Annotated in this window: 16 protein-coding genes; 11 read left to right on the plus strand and 5 right to left on the minus strand. The window is 65.4% G+C overall.

Translation table 11 applies throughout. The annotated features are described in order from the left end of the window. Positions 1 to 107: 107 nt before the first annotated feature. Positions 108 to 269, minus strand: coding sequence for a hypothetical protein (locus tag U5O44_RS22470; RefSeq protein WP_310459854.1), 162 nt, complete (start codon positions 267 to 269; stop codon positions 108 to 110). A gap of 215 nt (positions 270 to 484) precedes the next feature. Between U5O44_RS22470 and U5O44_RS22475 the strand changes: the two genes are divergently transcribed. The 5 genes from U5O44_RS22475 to U5O44_RS22495 all read left to right on the plus strand — a co-directional run bounded on the left by U5O44_RS22475 (position 485) and on the right by U5O44_RS22495 (position 5,355). Beyond that, positions 485 to 1,519 carry a hypothetical protein gene (locus tag U5O44_RS22475; RefSeq protein WP_322590662.1) on the plus strand — a complete coding sequence of 345 codons (1,035 nt, stop codon included), beginning with the start codon at positions 485 to 487 and terminating at the stop codon, positions 1,517 to 1,519. A gap of 5 nt (positions 1,520 to 1,524) precedes the next feature. Beyond that, complete coding sequence (locus U5O44_RS22480; RefSeq protein WP_322590773.1) at positions 1,525 to 2,508, plus strand: LacI family DNA-binding transcriptional regulator; 984 nt, start codon at positions 1,525 to 1,527, stop codon at positions 2,506 to 2,508. Positions 2,509 to 2,657: 149 nt separating this feature from the next. Continuing rightward, on the plus strand, positions 2,658 to 3,338 hold the full coding sequence (locus tag U5O44_RS22485) for a WYL domain-containing protein (protein ID WP_322590663.1): 681 nt from the start codon (positions 2,658 to 2,660) through the stop codon (positions 3,336 to 3,338). 214 nt (positions 3,339 to 3,552) lie between these two features. Next, positions 3,553 to 4,608, plus strand: a complete 1,056-nt coding sequence (locus tag U5O44_RS22490; protein WP_322588856.1) for an IS30 family transposase — start codon at positions 3,553 to 3,555, stop codon at positions 4,606 to 4,608. A 204-nt stretch (positions 4,609 to 4,812) separates the two neighbouring features. Then, a complete protein-coding gene (locus tag U5O44_RS22495) occupies positions 4,813 to 5,355 on the plus strand; it encodes a hypothetical protein (RefSeq protein ID WP_322590664.1) in 543 nt (180 codons plus the stop codon). A gap of 8 nt (positions 5,356 to 5,363) precedes the next feature. On the opposite strand, the gene U5O44_RS22500 is transcribed toward U5O44_RS22495, so the two are convergent. Together U5O44_RS22500 and U5O44_RS22505 are read right to left on the minus strand one after the other, a co-directional pair. Then, on the minus strand, positions 5,364 to 5,669 hold the full coding sequence (locus tag U5O44_RS22500) for an addiction module antidote protein (RefSeq protein WP_322590665.1): 306 nt from the start codon (positions 5,667 to 5,669) through the stop codon (positions 5,364 to 5,366). A 3-nt stretch (positions 5,670 to 5,672) separates the two neighbouring features. Beyond that, the gene (locus U5O44_RS22505) at positions 5,673 to 5,972 is read right to left on the minus strand and encodes a type II toxin-antitoxin system RelE/ParE family toxin (protein ID WP_322590666.1); all 300 of its coding nucleotides are present in this window, start codon (positions 5,970 to 5,972) and stop codon (positions 5,673 to 5,675) included. A 154-nt stretch (positions 5,973 to 6,126) separates the two neighbouring features. Here U5O44_RS22505 and U5O44_RS22510 point away from each other — a divergent pair, with 154 nt between their 5' ends. The 4 genes from U5O44_RS22510 to U5O44_RS22525 all read left to right on the plus strand — a co-directional run bounded on the left by U5O44_RS22510 (position 6,127) and on the right by U5O44_RS22525 (position 10,140). Further along, positions 6,127 to 7,113, plus strand: coding sequence for a Gfo/Idh/MocA family protein (locus tag U5O44_RS22510; RefSeq protein ID WP_322590667.1), 987 nt, complete (start codon positions 6,127 to 6,129; stop codon positions 7,111 to 7,113). A 142-nt stretch (positions 7,114 to 7,255) separates the two neighbouring features. After that, on the plus strand, positions 7,256 to 8,515 hold the full coding sequence (locus tag U5O44_RS22515; RefSeq protein ID WP_322590668.1) for a YbiU family protein: 1,260 nt from the start codon (positions 7,256 to 7,258) through the stop codon (positions 8,513 to 8,515). Between the two features lie 31 nt (positions 8,516 to 8,546). Continuing rightward, complete coding sequence (locus U5O44_RS22520; RefSeq protein WP_322590669.1) at positions 8,547 to 9,767, plus strand: AGE family epimerase/isomerase; 1,221 nt, start codon at positions 8,547 to 8,549, stop codon at positions 9,765 to 9,767. A 67-nt stretch (positions 9,768 to 9,834) separates the two neighbouring features. Then, positions 9,835 to 10,140, plus strand: a complete 306-nt coding sequence (locus tag U5O44_RS22525; RefSeq protein ID WP_322590670.1) for a Dabb family protein — start codon at positions 9,835 to 9,837, stop codon at positions 10,138 to 10,140. Between the two features lie 12 nt (positions 10,141 to 10,152). Here the strand turns inward: U5O44_RS22525 and U5O44_RS22530 are convergent, their stop codons facing one another. Together U5O44_RS22530 and U5O44_RS22535 are read right to left on the minus strand one after the other, a co-directional pair. After that, complete coding sequence (locus U5O44_RS22530) at positions 10,153 to 11,250, minus strand: tartrate dehydrogenase (RefSeq protein WP_322590671.1); 1,098 nt, start codon at positions 11,248 to 11,250, stop codon at positions 10,153 to 10,155. 98 nt (positions 11,251 to 11,348) lie between these two features. Further along, complete coding sequence (locus U5O44_RS22535) at positions 11,349 to 12,938, minus strand: alkaline phosphatase family protein (RefSeq protein WP_322590672.1); 1,590 nt, start codon at positions 12,936 to 12,938, stop codon at positions 11,349 to 11,351. A gap of 405 nt (positions 12,939 to 13,343) precedes the next feature. Here U5O44_RS22535 and U5O44_RS22540 point away from each other — a divergent pair, with 405 nt between their 5' ends. Together U5O44_RS22540 and U5O44_RS22545 are read left to right on the plus strand one after the other, a co-directional pair. Further along, positions 13,344 to 13,826, plus strand: coding sequence for a DUF456 domain-containing protein (locus U5O44_RS22540; protein WP_322590673.1), 483 nt, complete (start codon positions 13,344 to 13,346; stop codon positions 13,824 to 13,826). A gap of 92 nt (positions 13,827 to 13,918) precedes the next feature. Beyond that, on the plus strand, positions 13,919 to 14,683 hold the full coding sequence (locus U5O44_RS22545) for a tellurite resistance TerB family protein (protein WP_322590674.1): 765 nt from the start codon (positions 13,919 to 13,921) through the stop codon (positions 14,681 to 14,683). The last annotated feature ends 120 nt before the right edge of the window (positions 14,684 to 14,803 follow it).

A 14,803-nucleotide genomic window follows, 5' to 3' on the forward strand; every position in this document is an offset into this window, starting at 1 on the left:
CGCCATCAGAGACAACTTTGCGTGTTTTTACCGCACAGCAATGTCCCTGGTGTCGGAGGACGCGATACTGGGGTCAGCGGGGCGCACCCCTTGTGTGCAGGCGCCGCTCAGCGCTTGCGGTCCATGCGCAGGGCAAACGCCATGCTGCGCTGGTCACAGCCGATGCGGCCGTAGTCGAAGGTTTCCTGCTTGCGGCCCTTTTCGGTCTGGCGGTCCTGCAGCGGCAGGCGGCGCGGGGCGGGATGGTCGGTGCGGAGAAGGTGCTTCATGGCGGTAGGACTCATCGGGGTTTTTTCACATCTTCCGGTGACACGTCGGATGCCGCTTGAAGGTGAACTTATTGATACCGTTGACAACGCGCCGGTTAATCTTGGCGATGACAACGCATCATTACCCTGAAAGAAACAACATTGAATCCTCCTCCGTTTACTAAACGGACGGACGTTCCTACACTTGGGCCTCCGGATTACCCGCAGTCAAGCCCATGGTCAACCCTGACACCCCCCCCGCCGAGGCCCGGTCGATCGCCTGGCTGCACGGCCGCCTGACCCTGAACCGATTGGGGGCGATGCTGGCGCCGGTGGTGTTCACCGCACCGGGCCATGCCGATTTTTCGCCCCTGCAGATCGCGCCCTGGCACGCCGAGCCGATCGGTGCGGTGCAGACCGGTCTGATGCGCGGTCTGCGGGGTGACTGGCCTTGCGTGCCCTTCGGGCGCACCGACCGGCCCGCGGATCTGCCCACCGGCTGGACCCCCCGCACCCCGCACGACGGCTGGGGTCACGGCCACAGCGCCCACCATGACTGGGACTGGCTCGCCACCGACGATCCGCACACCCTGGCGTTGACGATCGCCCTGCCCGACGCCGACCCGATCGCGCGGCTGACCCGCACGGTGCAAGCGCACGCCGACGCGGCCGTGGTCGATCTCAGCCTGTGCATCGAAGCCCGGACACCGTGCACGCTGCCGGTCGCCTTGCACCCGACGCTGCGGCTCGATGCTGGCCGTGTCGCGCTGGACCTGCCGCACCACGGCCCCGGTCTGACCTACCCGGTGCCCGCCGAACCCGGCCGTTCGCGGCTGGCGCCCGACCAGCATTTCGACCGGCTGGACGCTGTGCCTACCACCGATGGCCCGCCCGCCGACCTCACCCGCTTCCCGCAGCCCCAGGACAGCGAAGACCTGCTGCAGCTCATGGCGCTCGGCGGCCCCGTCGCGGTCCGTTACCTGGACTGCGGCTGGACGCTGACGCTGGACTGGGACCGCACGCTGCTGCCCGACCTGATGCTCTGGATCAGCCACCGGGGTCGGCTGTATCCGCCGTGGAATGGCCGGCATCTGGCGCTCGGTGTCGAGCCGGTGTGCGGCGTGTTCGATCTGGGCCGGGTCGCGGCGCCGCCGGCCGATCACCCGCTGGCGGCCCGCGCCGGCCTGACGCTCACGCCCGGCGTGCCGCTGGTGGTGCGCAGCCGCCTGAGTGCGCGGCCCCTACTGTCTGCGGCGGAGGATCGGCCATGAGCCCCGTGAACGTGACCGTCCGCGACATCGCCGACGCGGCGGGCGTGTCGGTCGGCACCGTCTCGCGTGCGCTGAAGAACCAGCGCGGCCTGTCCGACGAGACGCGCCGCCATGTCCGGCAGGTGGCCGCGGACCTCGGCTACGACCTGTCGCGGCTGCGCTCGGGCAAGGCGCCGCGGCTGGTGTTCCTGATCCACCGGCACCACAGCAACTTCGCCGTGAACCCCTTCTTCGCCGAGGTGATGCACGGCGTCGAGGAGGGCTGCCGCCAGTTCGGCGTGGCGCCCACGCTGCTGAGCGCGCGGCAGGGCGACGCGGTGGGCAAGCTGCTCAAGCTGCACGAACCCGATGCGCTGCTGGTGGCGGGGTACTTCGAGGACGAGGTGCTGGCGCAACTGACCGACCTGGGGCTGCCGCTGGTGCTGGTCGATGGCTGGATTCCGGGCTGCGCCGCCGTCAACCCGGACAACACCGGCGGCGGCTACCAGGCCACACGCCATCTGCTCGACCTCGGCCGACAGCGCATCGCCTACATCGCCGGCTCGCTGGCGCACTTCAGCATCCGCGAGCGCAGCCGGGGCTACCGACGCGCCCTGTTCGAGGCGGGGGTGCTGGCCGATCCTGATCTGGAAGCGCTGGCGCCGCCCGGGATGGATGACGCGGAAGGGGCGGCGGCGGCCATGCGCACGCTGCTGCGCCGGCGGTTGCGGCCGGACGCCGTGTTCGCCTACAACGACAGCGCGGCGCTGGCGGCGATGCGGGTGTGCCTGGACGCGGGGCTGCGCATCCCGGAAGACATCGCTTTTGTCGGCTTCGACGACATCCCGGCCGCCCGCTACGGCGCCATCCCGCTCACCACGCTGCGGGTGGACAAGCAGGAACTGGGGCGCACGGGGGTGGAGATGCTCGTGGGAGGTGGGGCGATGCCGCAGGAGATGGTGATGGGGGTGGAGTTGATGGTGCGGGGGAGTTCGGGGGTGGGACTGTGAAATTGGCAGTAGACCGGCGACAGGACTCGCAGCTATGATTTACCACTTTCACAGCAGAATATATTCTGCTTGCAGGGCAGTAAATTATAAATCGACCTCAGCAAACCAAATTTGATGCAGTCACTTTATTAATCAAAATGAACGGCGCCATGGAAAAAATTACATACTACTCAAGGAACGGCAACAAGCCCCCCTTTGAAGTGGTCATACAGACCGACAAAAATATGGTGTACGTTAATTGCAACTGCAAATTAGGCGTGAATAAAAATATTTGCAGGCACACAATAAATGCCGTAAGAAGTGACAAGGAAAACAGGCACCCCAACACTTCTGACGAAGTCATTACAAGACTGAAATCTATATTTGGCACATCTTCGGCGGCCAGATTACATCTGGAAGAGCAATGGCGATTGCTACGTGAGTTCTCTTCCAAATACCCAGAAAACGAAATAGAAATGGCCAATAAAAGAAGGATATTGGGAACAGCATTTGCAGATGGGCTCTTAAACTCGCCCTCACAAAAAAGCAATGCCACATTTGATGCAGAGGCATGGGAAGAAAATCGAACGCCACACACAAAAGGATTAAACTGCTTAGCAACACTGGATTACAAGAATAATGATGGCGAGAGTACCACCAGGCGTGTGAAAATAGAAGAAATTTTCATCAGCAACTCCAATTTTTATTTGCTCGGCTTTTGCCAATTACAGCAAAGAATCCGAACATTTCGAGTCGATAGAATCCAAGAAATTTATTTTGACAAAGAAGCGCCGCAGCGAGAGATAAATGTCCTGCTGAATATAATTTTTCAAGGCAAAATTCATCAATAATATTCCAAAAAATAAATATGGCAAACGACTCATTTGAAGTTCAAATTCGTGGCAGCACGGGGGCGCGCTACACCGCAACATTCGTTCGAACTGGCGATACGCTACAAACAACTTGCAGTTGCCAAGCCGGCGCGAAAAAAATGCACTGCAAGCACCGACTTGGCACGCTCTAAACTGAAGTGCAACACGGCAATGAAAACAACAGGTTGAGCCAATGGGACAAGAGTATTCAAGCCTGAGTCTGGAAGAGCGCACGCAGCTTGGGCTGCTGGTCACGCAGAAGCTGACGCAGCGACAGATCGCCGTGCAACTGGGGCGTTCGGCCTCGACGATCAGCCGGGAGCTGGCGCGAAATCGACACCCGAAGCGGGGCTACCTGGTGGCGACTGCGCAGCAACAGGCCGCCCGGCGCCGGGTGCAGGCCAAGGCCGGGGTGCGCAAGCTCGGCCAGCAGTTCGACACGCCGCTGGGCAAGTGGGTGCGCCACGAGCTTGAGCGGGCCTTGTCACCCGAACAGATCGCAGGCAGGCTCAAGCTGATGAACCCCGAAGACACGACGCAGCGCGTCTCGCACGAGACAATCTACCAGGCGATCTACATGGTGCCGCGTGGCGAGCTGCGCACCGAGTTGATCGGGGAGCTGCGGCGCAGCCACACCAAGCGCATGCCGCGTGCGCGGGGCACCAGCCGCAAGGGCGGCAACATCGCCAACCTCGTGCCGCTGAGCGAGCGCCCCGCAGAGGTGGACGCCCGGCTGGTGCCCGGCCACTGGGAGGGCGACTTCATCAAGGGGGCTCGCAACGCCAGCGCCATCGGCACCGCCGTGGAACGCCACAGCCGCTTCGTGCTGCTGACCCAGATGAATGGCTGCACCGCCACCCACGCCCTCGACGGCTTCACCCGGCGCTTCAACGGCGTCATCCCCGAGCTGCGCAGGAGCTTCACCTACGACCGCGGTTCGGAGATGGCCCGCCACCTGGAGCTGACCGAGGCCACCGGCATGCCGGTCTTCTTCTGCGAGCCCTACAGCCCCTGGCAGCGCGGCTCCAACGAGAACATGAATGGCCTGGTGCGCCAGTTCCTGCCCAAGGGCACTGACCTGTCCACCGTCACCCCGCAGAAGCTCGCCTACATCGAGTCCATGCTCAATGACCGCCCTCGCAAGATCCTCGGCTTCCGTACTCCTCGCGAGGTCTACACCGAACTCGTCCAGACAAAACTCGCCCAGCGGCAGGCGCTTGCCGCCAAAACTGTTGCACTTCAGACTTGACTCCGCCCTTCAACTTCTCAATGGAAATATTTCCTCAGTCCTTGACCCAATAGTGGACAACTTAGAATATAGATTGTCAGCTATCCTGCAAGGTACACTTGTTCAGTCCGCAATTCAGGATGTAGCTGTACTTGATGCTGAGGCGAAAGATGCAGCCGACAGACTCAAACGCGCCAAAAAACAGTTAGATCGGGTGATGCACCAATGAGCAACAGACGTCGAACAGAGAATTTTTCAGTGCGCTTTGTGGAGCAGCGTGCTGAGGGATGGGCATTCCATGTGGGCGACTTCTTTCGCATGCAGCTAGATATCAGGCTAGATCAGCGCATGGATGTGGCAGCCAACAAGAAAAAGAAGGAACAACTAGGCCGCCCGCTGAGTTCATCAGAGAGAGTTATTCGCTCAGTTTGGACGCAGGGCGACCCTCCAGCTTACTCATTCGATAGGGGTCATATTTTTCATGAAGTAGGGACTTCTAATGAAGGAATCCGACGGTCCATAGTCGTACTTCTGGGTAAGCCAGATCCAGGGGCTTTGGTCGAAAGAGAGTCGACTGATGAATCTGGATCCGAAACAACGCTAGTTGCTGAAACTGAAGCAGCGGATGGCAAAGAAGGCTTTGTTGACTACGAAGTTCTCACGTACAAGAACGGCGTCCTTGTTGTCAATGAAGACGGGAATGCCATAAAAGAGCAATCGAGTCGCACCCAAGCTGGTTTTGTCGAACTACTTCGCACGGGGAGGTAAGAATCAATTCAGCCATGAATAGGCTGCGCAACCAATCGCACCCCAAGCGCCGCGCAAACCTTGCTGATCGTGTCGAATCGAGGCTGTGCGTCTGCTCGCAGGGCCTTGTACAGCGCCTCCCGCGCAATCCCTGAAGCCTTGGCAATTTCCGTCATGCCACGCGCCCGAGCGATGTCACCCAACGCCGCGGCGAGCAACGCCGAATCTCCAGCCTCCAGGATGTCGGTCAAGTAGGCCGCAATGGTCTCTTCCGAATCCAGATAAGGCGCAGGATCGAACTCCGCCAAGTCACTGACTTTTATGCTCTTGGTCATCTGCTACTCCATGCTCAGCGTTTTTGCCAGGGCTTTCGCCTGACGAATATCGGCTGGCTGGCTCTTCTTCGAGCCACCGGCCAACAGAACGATCACTTCGGCACCGCGCTGCACGAAGTACACGCGCCAGCCAGCACCCAAATGAATACGCAACTCGGAAACACCTTCGCCCACCGGCGCAACATCACCGGGCAGACCAAACGACAAGCGGCGCACACGCGCCGAGACCACTGCTTTCACTTTGGCATCGGGCAAGCCGTCAAGCCAACGGGTGAATTCGGGAAGCGCTTTCACACGGATCATGCCGCACTGTAATCGTTCGATTACATCGCCGTCAATCGCCGCTCGCTTGTTTCGCTCCCAACGCTGACTCCCCCACGGGAAAGTGCGCTGCCCTCCCCGCACGCCGCGCCCTAGCATCCTCGGCATCAGGTCACGACATGCGAGGACACACACCATGCGCTGGGGTTTCATCGGAGCAAGCAACATCGCCGAGCGGGTCATCCCGTCGCTGCGCAAGATCGCCGGGCAGGAGCTGGTCGCCGTCTGTTCGCGCAGCGCAGCGCGCGCGCAGCAGTTCGCCGAGCAGCAGGGCCTCGCCAGCGCCCACACCGAGCTGAGCGAGTTGCTCGCACTCGGGCTGGACGCCGTCTACATCAGCTCCACCAACGAACAGCACGCCGCGCAGACGCTGGCCGCGCTCGACGCCGGCTGCCATGTGCTGTGCGAGAAGCCGCTGGCGATGTCGCGGGCGGACGCCGCGCAGATGATCGACCGGGCGCAGACCGCCGGCCGCGTGCTCGCCACCAACCACCACCTGCGCGCCTCGGCCCTGCACGGCCAGGTGCGCCGGATGGTCGAGGCCCGCACCATAGGCCGCGTCCACGCCGTGCAGGTCTCGCACGCGGTCTACCTGCCGCCCCACCTGCAGGGCTGGCGACTCGACGCGCCGGGCGCGGGCGGTGGCGTGGTGCTCGACATCCTCGTGCATGACGCCGACCTGCTGCGCTTCCTGCTGCAGGCCGAGCCGCGCCGCATCACCACCGTGACGCGCCAGCAGGGCCTCGGCCAGGGCCAGGTCGAGGACAGCGCGATGAGCCTGATCGAATTCGACGGCGGCGTGCTGGCGCAGACCCACGAATCGTTCGTCGCCCGGCACGCCGCGACCCGGCTGCACGTGCTCGGCACCGAGGGCACGCTCTACGCCGAAGGCTCGCTGACGCAGGCCGGCGGCGGGCGGCTGTGGCTGCGCGACGAACAGGGCGAGCGCGAGATCCCGGTGCCGACCGTCGACCTGTACGAGATCGGCTGCAGCGCCTTCGTGCAGGCCTGTGCCGGACAGGGCGCGCCGCTGGCCAGCGGCGTGGACGGCGAGCGCTCGCTGGCCGTGGCGCTCGCCGGGCTGGCCAGCGCCGCCAGCGGCCGGGCGCAGCCGATCGATTGACCGAAACCCCCACCCCAACCCTCCCCCGCTGGGGGAGGGAGCAAGACAGTCAGACCGCAAGACCGGATCGCCTCGCATCGGTTCTCCTCCCCCCAGCGGGGGGAGGCCGGGAGGGGGGCTTCGGAACCAGAAGGAACCCACCATGGAAGCCTGGATGCACGACATCCCCGCCGCCGTGCGCGCCAGCCAGCAGCGGCTGCGCGCCGAGGTGCCCGACCTCGCCGGCCGCTACGTCCGCCTGACCGAAGCGCTGAACGACGAGGTCGCCGCGATCCGCCACGAGATGGCCAGCGGCCACGCCGTCCCGGAGATCGCCTACGCCGACCTCGCCGCCGGCCGCGTCTCGCCCGCCGACATCGCCCGCGTCCACCGCCGAGGCTGCGCGGTCATTCGCAGCGTGTTTGACCCCGCGCAGATCGCCGAGTGGAACGACGAGGTCGTGCGCTACATCGACGAGGTCGGCTACCTGCTGCGCATGAAGGACAAGGCCGGTCTCGACAAATACTTCAGCGCGCTGGCCGCCGGCCGGCCGCAGATCTTCAGCCTGTTCTGGTCGAAGCCGCAGATGCAGGCCCGCCAGCACCCGAACATGGCCACCACCCGCGCCTGGCTGAACCGGCTGTGGACCTTCGAGAAGACCGGCCCGGACGGCCAGATCACCCGCTTCTTCGACCCCGACCGCCAGTTCAACTACGCCGATCGCATCCGCCGCCGCGAAGCCGGCGACGCGACGCTCGGCCTGTCGCCGCACTCGGACGGCGGCTCGGTCGAGCGCTGGTGCGAGCCGAGCTTTCGCCACCTGTACCGCGACGTGCTGCAGGGCGACCCGTTTGCCTTCGACCCCTTCGACGGCGAAGGCCGCACGCAGACGAAGGAGATTCCCTCGCCCGCCGTGTGCTCCGCGTTCCGCACCTTCCAGGGCTGGACCGCGCTGACCCGCCAAGGCCCGGGCGACGGCACGCTCAAGCTGGTGCCGATCGCGCGCACGATGCCGTGGATGCTGCTGCGGGCGCTGCAGCCGGATGTGCCGGAGGGCGACCTCTGCGGCGCGCAGCCGGGCCGGGCGCTCGGCGCGTCGGAACAGTGGCACCCCGAGCTGCTCGCCGGGCTGGTGTCGATCCCCGAGGTGCAGCCAGGCGACACCGTCTGGTGGCACTCGGACATCATCCACGCCGTCGAGGACCACCACCACGGCAGCGGCTACAGCAATGTCATCTACATCGGCGCGGCGCCCTGGTGCGACAAGAACGCCCGCTTCGCCGAGCGGCAGACCGCGGCCTTCCTCGCCGGCCGCAGCAGCCCGGACTTCGCGCCCGAGGACTACGAACTCGACTTCCCCGGCCGCGCCACGCCCGCCGACCTCAGCCCGCTCGGCCTGCAGCAGATGGGCCTGGCCCCCTGACGATCCCCCGATGCCTCTCACGACGACCGCCATGACCGCACCCGCCTTCCGCACGCCCGCGTTCCTGCTCGACCACATCCGCCACACGCTGTCGTTCTACCGGCGGGCGGGCGCGCTCGACCCGACCGGCGGCTTCTTCCATTTCTTCAAGGACGACGGCACCGTCTACGACCGCCGCACCCGCCACCTCGTCAGCAGCACCCGCTTCGTCTTCAACCACGCGATGGCCTACCGGCGCTTCGGCGATCCGGCGGACCAGGACGCCGCGCGCCACGGCCTGCATTTCCTGCACGCGGCCCATGCGCAGCCCCAGGGCGGCTACGCCTGGCAGCTCGACTGGGACGGCGAGCAGCGCGTGGCGACGGTGCAGGACGGCACGAACCACTGCTACGGCCTCGCCTTCGTGCTGCTGGCGCACGCGCACGCGCTGATGGTCGGGATCGACGAGGCGCGCGTCGGGCTGGACGCGACGTTCGCGCTGATGGAGCAGCGTTTCTGGGAACCCGCGCACGGCCTCTACGCCGACGAGGCGACGCCCGACTGGCAGGTCGGCCCCTACCGCGGCCAGAACGCCAACATGCACAGTTGCGAGGCCATGATCGCCGCCTTCGATGCGACGAAGGACCGCCGCTACCTCGACCGCGCGCTGACGCTGGCGACCTCGGTCACGCAGCGGCTGGCGGGGCTGTCAGGCGGGCTGGTCTGGGAGCACTACCGCGCCGACTGGTCGGTCGATCCCGACTACAACCGCGACGACAAGACCAACATCTTCCGCCCCTGGGGCTTCCAGACCGGCCACCTCACCGAGTGGGCCAAGCTGCTGCTGCACCTCGACGCGCACCTGCAGGCCACGCCCGGCGCCGACGTGCCGGCGTGGATCGTCCCGACGGCACGCCACTTCTTCGACACCGCCATGCGCCACGGCTGGGACGACACCCACGGCGGCCTCGTCTACGGCTTCGCGCCGGGCGGCGAGGTGTGCGACGCGGACAAGTATTTCTGGGTGCAGGCCGAGAGCTTCGCCGCCGCCGCGCTGCTGGCGGTGCGCACCGGCGACGAGGCGTACTGGCAGTGGTACGACCGGATCTGGGCCTACGCCTGGGCGCACATGGTCGACCACGTCCATGGCGCCTGGTACCGCATCCGCACGCCCGACAACCGCGCCTACTCCGACGAGAAGAGCCCGGCGGGCAAGACGGATTACCACACGATGGGCGCGTGCTGGGATGTGCTGCGCGGCCTCGGCGCCTGACGGAACAACCTGTTATTCACAGAATAACAACAGCTTTATCTACAGACTTGTACACAGGTTTATCCACATGCTGCGTCACCTCGTCCTGCTCAAGTTCAAGCCGGACACCGCGCCGGCCACCATCGCCGACATCACCGCCGCCTTCCACGCGCTGCGCACGGCGATCACCACCGTGCGCGCCCTCGAATCCGGCACCGATGTCAGCCCGGAAGGGCTGGCGAAGGGCTACACCCACGCCTTCCTGCTGACCTTCGACGACGCGGCCGGGCGGGACCACTACCTGCCGCATCCGGCGCACCAGGCCTTCGTCGCGCAGTTACAGCCGCTGCTGGAGGACGTGCTGGTGCTCGACTACGCCACTGGCGGCGACTGAGCGCGACGGACTTCAGCCGTTCAGCACCGCCGCCGCGATCGCCTCGCCCATCTCGGTCGTGCTGGCCGTGCCGCCGAGGTCGGGCGTGCGCGGGCCGCTGCGGATCACGTCCTCGATGGCGCGCACGATCGCGTCGTGCGCGGCGCGGCCAGCGCCCTGGCCGTGGCCCAGGAAATCCAGCATCAGCGCCCCCGACCAGATCATCGCGACCGGGTTGGCGATGTTCCGGCCGAAGATGTCCGGCGCCGAGCCATGCACCGGCTCGAACAGCGACGGGAAACGCCGCTCCGGATCCAGGTTGGCCGATGGCGCCAGCCCGATCGTGCCGGTGCAGGCCGGCCCCAGATCGCTCAGGATGTCGCCGAACAGGTTGGACGCCACCACCACATCGAAGCGGTCCGGCTGCAGCACGAAGCGCGCGCAGAGGATGTCGATGTGCTGCTTGTCCACCGCGATCTCCGGGTAGGCGGCGGCCACCGCGTCGGCGCGGCCGTCCCACCACGGCATGCTCACCGCGATGCCGTTGCTCTTGGTCGCCACGGTCACCTTCTTGCGCGGGCGCGACTGCGCGAGGTCGAAGGCGTATTTCAGCACCCGGTCCGCGCCACGGCGGGAGAACACGTTCTGCTGCAGCACCACCTCCTGCTCGGTGCCCGGCCACATCACGCCGCCGATGTTGGTGTACTCGCCCTCGGTGTTCTCGCGCACGACGCAGAAGTCGATCTCGCCCGGCTTGCGGTTCGCCAGCGGGCACGGCACGCCCTCGAACAGCCGCACCGGCCGCAGGTTGATGTACTGGTCGAACTCGCGGCGGAACTTCAGCAGCGAGCCCCACAGCGAGACGTGGTCCGGCACCGTCGCCGGCCAGCCGACAGCGCCGAAATAGATCGCGTCATGGCCGTCGAGCTGCTGCTTCCAGTCGCTGGGCATCATCTCGCCGGTGCGCAGGTACCAGTCGCAGCTCGCCCAGGCGATGGGCGTGTAGTCGAGCGCCAGGCCGAAGCGCTGCGCCGCGGCGTCCAGCACACGCAGCCCTTCCGGCATGACCTCCTGGCCGATGCCGTCGCCGGGCATCACGGCAATGCGGAAACGTGGAGAGGACGTGGTCATGGGCAGGCTCCGGAACAAGGGGCGCCCATGCTAACGAACCCTCCGGACCCGCTGGTCCGGATGGGCACGTCAGCCCACCCACTGACGCAGACGCAGACTCAGGCCGCGATTGGCAGCGGCGCCGGCTTCGCAGCAGCGTTCTGCCGGGCGCGGGCCGCGAAGGCCTCAGTGCAGCCCAGCACCTCGCCTTCCATCACCGCCGGCACCGGCACGTCCATCAGCGCCAGCAGGGTCGGTGCCACATCCAGGTTGGTGCAGTCCGGCAGTTGCACGCCGCTGCGCACCCCGGCGCCGTAGAACGCCAGCAACCCGTCGATGTGGTGCATGCCTTGCTTGACCGTAGGGGCATCGATGGCCATCAGCGACGCGATCGGATACCCCTTCGGATCGGCGCCCGGAGCCTGCGGAAAACAGTAGCGCCAATCCCGCTGGTCCTGGGTCAGACCGAGCGGCGTCACGGTCAGGATGGATTCCGTCTCCTGCACGACAAACGAGGCCTCACGCCCCGCGACCGTGTCACCGCGCTGCCGGTATGCCGTCTCGAACGCTGTTTTGACGGCCAATCGGCGGGCCGCATCCTCGATCCGTAAATTCCACTGCGGCACCATGGTCGGCACCACATCGGAGATGCCCGCGCGCCCGACAATCTTCAGCAAGGCCTCGATGTCGCGGATGCGCACGATGACCTTTCCCGCACGGTAGACATCGCTGATATAGGGCTGCTGGCCCATGCTGGAGGCCACGACGAGCACGGTCTGCGGATCCAGCAGGCGCATGGCCCGGCCAATCAGCTCATCGCACAGCCGATACCCCTCCGGAACGGCCTCGCCATATTCCGCACGCTCCTTCGACGAAGATTTGACGGGAAATACCGCGTCATCCCACGCACGCCAGTAATGGTGCATGAAATGCGCCGCATGGTTGCTGTGCCAGGTGGCGAAGTCCGGGCGTTCCTTGCGGTACAGGTTCGCAAAAATATCGAAATTGAGCCGCGGCTGCAGGCAGACCCGGCGCCAGCGCTGCCCGGACTGCAGTCGCTCGCGCACCAGCTGCGTCGCGACATGCGCCATGGTGCCCAGACTCAGCCCCATGCCGATCAGTGCCGCTGCAGTTCCGGCGTTCTCGGAGAGAGTGGGCGCTCGCGTTGTCTTGTTGTGGACCTGGGTGTAGCGCCGGTTCACCGCCTGCACGGGCGCCAGGCGCGGCGGGTGGGTTTCATTGCCGGGGGCAAAGGGGCCGGGCACGACAAACCCGTTCAGCGGCGGCGGCGGGTAGGAGCTGATGCTGCCGAATACCCCCACCTTGCGACCGGCCTCGGCGGCATATTGCCAGGTGCGGGGCGCGCTGATGGAATCCGAGGATTGCTCCAGCACGGACGCGCCATGCACCGCCGGAGAAACCCCCGTGTGCAAGGTCACCCAGGTGATCCAGGGATCCAGCAAGGGCGACCGCTCCACCGCGGATTGCACCGCCCAGGCGCCCTCGGCGCGCAGTTTCTCGAAATGGGGCAGAAACCCCTTGCCCCGCTGCTCGATCAGCCGGTCCACCACCCGCCAGTTGATTTCATTCAGCTCCAGCAGCAGCACCTTATTTTTCGATCGCATCACATCCCCCGCAACAGCAACGCTGAAAACATTTGATACGGACACCCGGGCATTGACCAGCGGGTTTGTGTCGATTCGTTGCATTGTTCAGTTACAGACCCGGGCGAGAAACGGATCGGCCGGTCCGGCATTCCTGCGGCCAGCACACCAGATTCAATTGGAACCAAGCAGGACCAAGTGATTGATCAATCACCAAAATTTTCCGGATATGGAAAAAATTCCATCGGTCCGCGGGGGGCTCTGTCTACCGGCACAGGGGGTTCCGGACAGGCCTGAACTGCAAAACAGACAGCAGTCGACCTCCCTTGACCACGGGGGATCTTTGTCACAAACAGATGCATCTGGATTCCCCTGCCGCGCAGGACATCCCGTCCGAAAGCGGCGGCCGAGTCAAGCGCAACCAAGCACCCCTTGATCCCTGGGCGCCCACCCGCATCTGGTGCAGCGAATGCATCTGATGTATCCAATGATCGGGAGACTGCGACAACCATGACCGATACCCTCTGGTGGCTGCTGAGTGCGGCGCTGATCACTGCGGGTCTGGCCGGCACCGTGCTGCCAGCCTTGCCGGGCACGGCCCTGGTGCTGGGCGGCATCGTGCTCGGCGCCTGGATCGACGATTACACCCGTGTCGGCGGCTGGACCGTCGGTCTGGTGGCCGTGCTGGCGGTGCTGGCATGGGCACTCGACTATGCGGCAGCCCTGCTCGGCGCCCGACGTGCCGGCGCGAGCCGGCAGGCCTTGTTCGGCGCTGCCCTCGGCACCGTGGTCGGCCTGTTCATGGGGATCGTGGGGGTGCTGTTCATGCCGCTGGTCGGAGCAGCGGTTGGCGAGTACCTGGCACAGCGCGACCAGCAACGTGCAGTCCAGGTCGGGGTGGCCACCTGGCTGGGTCTGCTGGCCGGCCTGCTAGCCAAGGTGGTGCTGGCCTGCATGATGGTCGGGGTGTTCATCGTGGCCCTGGTGTTCTGATGACCGGGAGAAGGTCCGCGGGGAACCTACTGTGCCCGGGTCGATCTATCCCCGGCATTGCCTCTGTCCATGACCCAAGAAGGAACCCCGAGATGAGCGCCCAATCGATGCTCGAACAATTGCTGCGTCAAGGCATGACGCTGATGCAGGGCCAGACTCCGCAACCGCCAGGGTCCGCGCCACACCGCGGCTTCCCGGCGGCGCCCTCAGCAAACAGCCCGTCCCCGCAGCGCGGCATGGACTGGGGCAGCTTCGGCGCCGGTACCGCCACCGGCGCTGCCGCCACCGGGGCACTGGGCCTGCTTCTGGGCCACAAGCAGGCACGGCGACATGCCGGCAAGGCGGTCAAATACGGCGGTATCGCAGCGATCGGGCTGATGGCCTACAAAGCCTACAGCCAATGGCAGTCGTCCCAGACTACAGGGCACCCCTCCCGGCCTCAACCGCCATCCGCCCTGCCCCTGGAGGCACCACGCACGGTCAATCGGCTCTTCGGCGCGGACGCTGAGACGCACAGCCAGGCCATGCTGACCGCGATGATTGCCGCCGCCAAGGCCGACGGCCACCTGGATGCCCGGGAGCGCAGCCTGCTGGAGGCGGAACTCGGCCGACTCGCCGCCGACCACGCGCTGCGCCACTGGGTCGACCAGGAATTGCAGCGGCCACTGGACCCGGCCCAGGTGGCCCGCGCAGCCCGAGGCGACTCCGCGCTCGCCGCCGAGATGTACCTGGCCAGCCTGCTGATCGCGGATGACCAAAGCTTCATGGAGCGCGCCTATCTGGACGAACTGGCCCGCCAGCTCGCACTGCCCGCCGACCTGAGGGCTCGACTGGACGCCCAGGCCCTGGAAGGCTGAACCGGCCCTCTGACCCGGGGTGGCCCGCGACACCACTGCCAGCCTGTTGACAAGCTGTGGATAACACTGGCCATCCCGATCGAAAAATCTCGCCATACATCAGCGAGTCAGCCTGAATCT

Origin of the sequence: Sphaerotilus sp., from assembly GCF_034519685.1 — a bacterium.
GTDB lineage: Bacteria > Pseudomonadota > Gammaproteobacteria > Burkholderiales > Burkholderiaceae_C > Sphaerotilus.

What these genes read in the sequence shown, in the direction of transcription:
- U5O44_RS22475 (WP_322590662.1), top strand. Translation starts at nt 485, where the DNA reads ATGGTCAACCCTGACACCCCCCCCGCCGAGGCCCGGTCGATCGCCTGG.
- U5O44_RS22525 (WP_322590670.1), top strand. Translation starts at nt 9,835, where the DNA reads ATGCTGCGTCACCTCGTCCTGCTCAAGTTCAAGCCGGACACCGCGCCG.
- U5O44_RS22500 (WP_322590665.1), bottom strand. Translation starts at nt 5,669, where the DNA reads ATGACCAAGAGCATAAAAGTCAGTGACTTGGCGGAGTTCGATCCTGCG.
- U5O44_RS22495 (WP_322590664.1), top strand. Translation starts at nt 4,813, where the DNA reads ATGAGCAACAGACGTCGAACAGAGAATTTTTCAGTGCGCTTTGTGGAG.
- U5O44_RS22485 (WP_322590663.1), top strand. Translation starts at nt 2,658, where the DNA reads ATGGAAAAAATTACATACTACTCAAGGAACGGCAACAAGCCCCCCTTT.
- U5O44_RS22490 (WP_322588856.1), top strand. Translation starts at nt 3,553, where the DNA reads ATGGGACAAGAGTATTCAAGCCTGAGTCTGGAAGAGCGCACGCAGCTT.
- U5O44_RS22510 (WP_322590667.1), top strand. Translation starts at nt 6,127, where the DNA reads ATGCGCTGGGGTTTCATCGGAGCAAGCAACATCGCCGAGCGGGTCATC.
- U5O44_RS22530 (WP_322590671.1), bottom strand. Translation starts at nt 11,250, where the DNA reads ATGACCACGTCCTCTCCACGTTTCCGCATTGCCGTGATGCCCGGCGAC.
- U5O44_RS22515 (WP_322590668.1), top strand. Translation starts at nt 7,256, where the DNA reads ATGGAAGCCTGGATGCACGACATCCCCGCCGCCGTGCGCGCCAGCCAG.
- U5O44_RS22505 (WP_322590666.1), bottom strand. Translation starts at nt 5,972, where the DNA reads ATGATCCGTGTGAAAGCGCTTCCCGAATTCACCCGTTGGCTTGACGGC.
- U5O44_RS22545 (WP_322590674.1), top strand. Translation starts at nt 13,919, where the DNA reads ATGAGCGCCCAATCGATGCTCGAACAATTGCTGCGTCAAGGCATGACG.
- U5O44_RS22470 (WP_310459854.1), bottom strand. Translation starts at nt 269, where the DNA reads ATGAAGCACCTTCTCCGCACCGACCATCCCGCCCCGCGCCGCCTGCCG.
- U5O44_RS22540 (WP_322590673.1), top strand. Translation starts at nt 13,344, where the DNA reads ATGACCGATACCCTCTGGTGGCTGCTGAGTGCGGCGCTGATCACTGCG.
- U5O44_RS22535 (WP_322590672.1), bottom strand. Translation starts at nt 12,938, where the DNA reads ATGCAACGAATCGACACAAACCCGCTGGTCAATGCCCGGGTGTCCGTA.
- U5O44_RS22520 (WP_322590669.1), top strand. Translation starts at nt 8,547, where the DNA reads ATGACCGCACCCGCCTTCCGCACGCCCGCGTTCCTGCTCGACCACATC.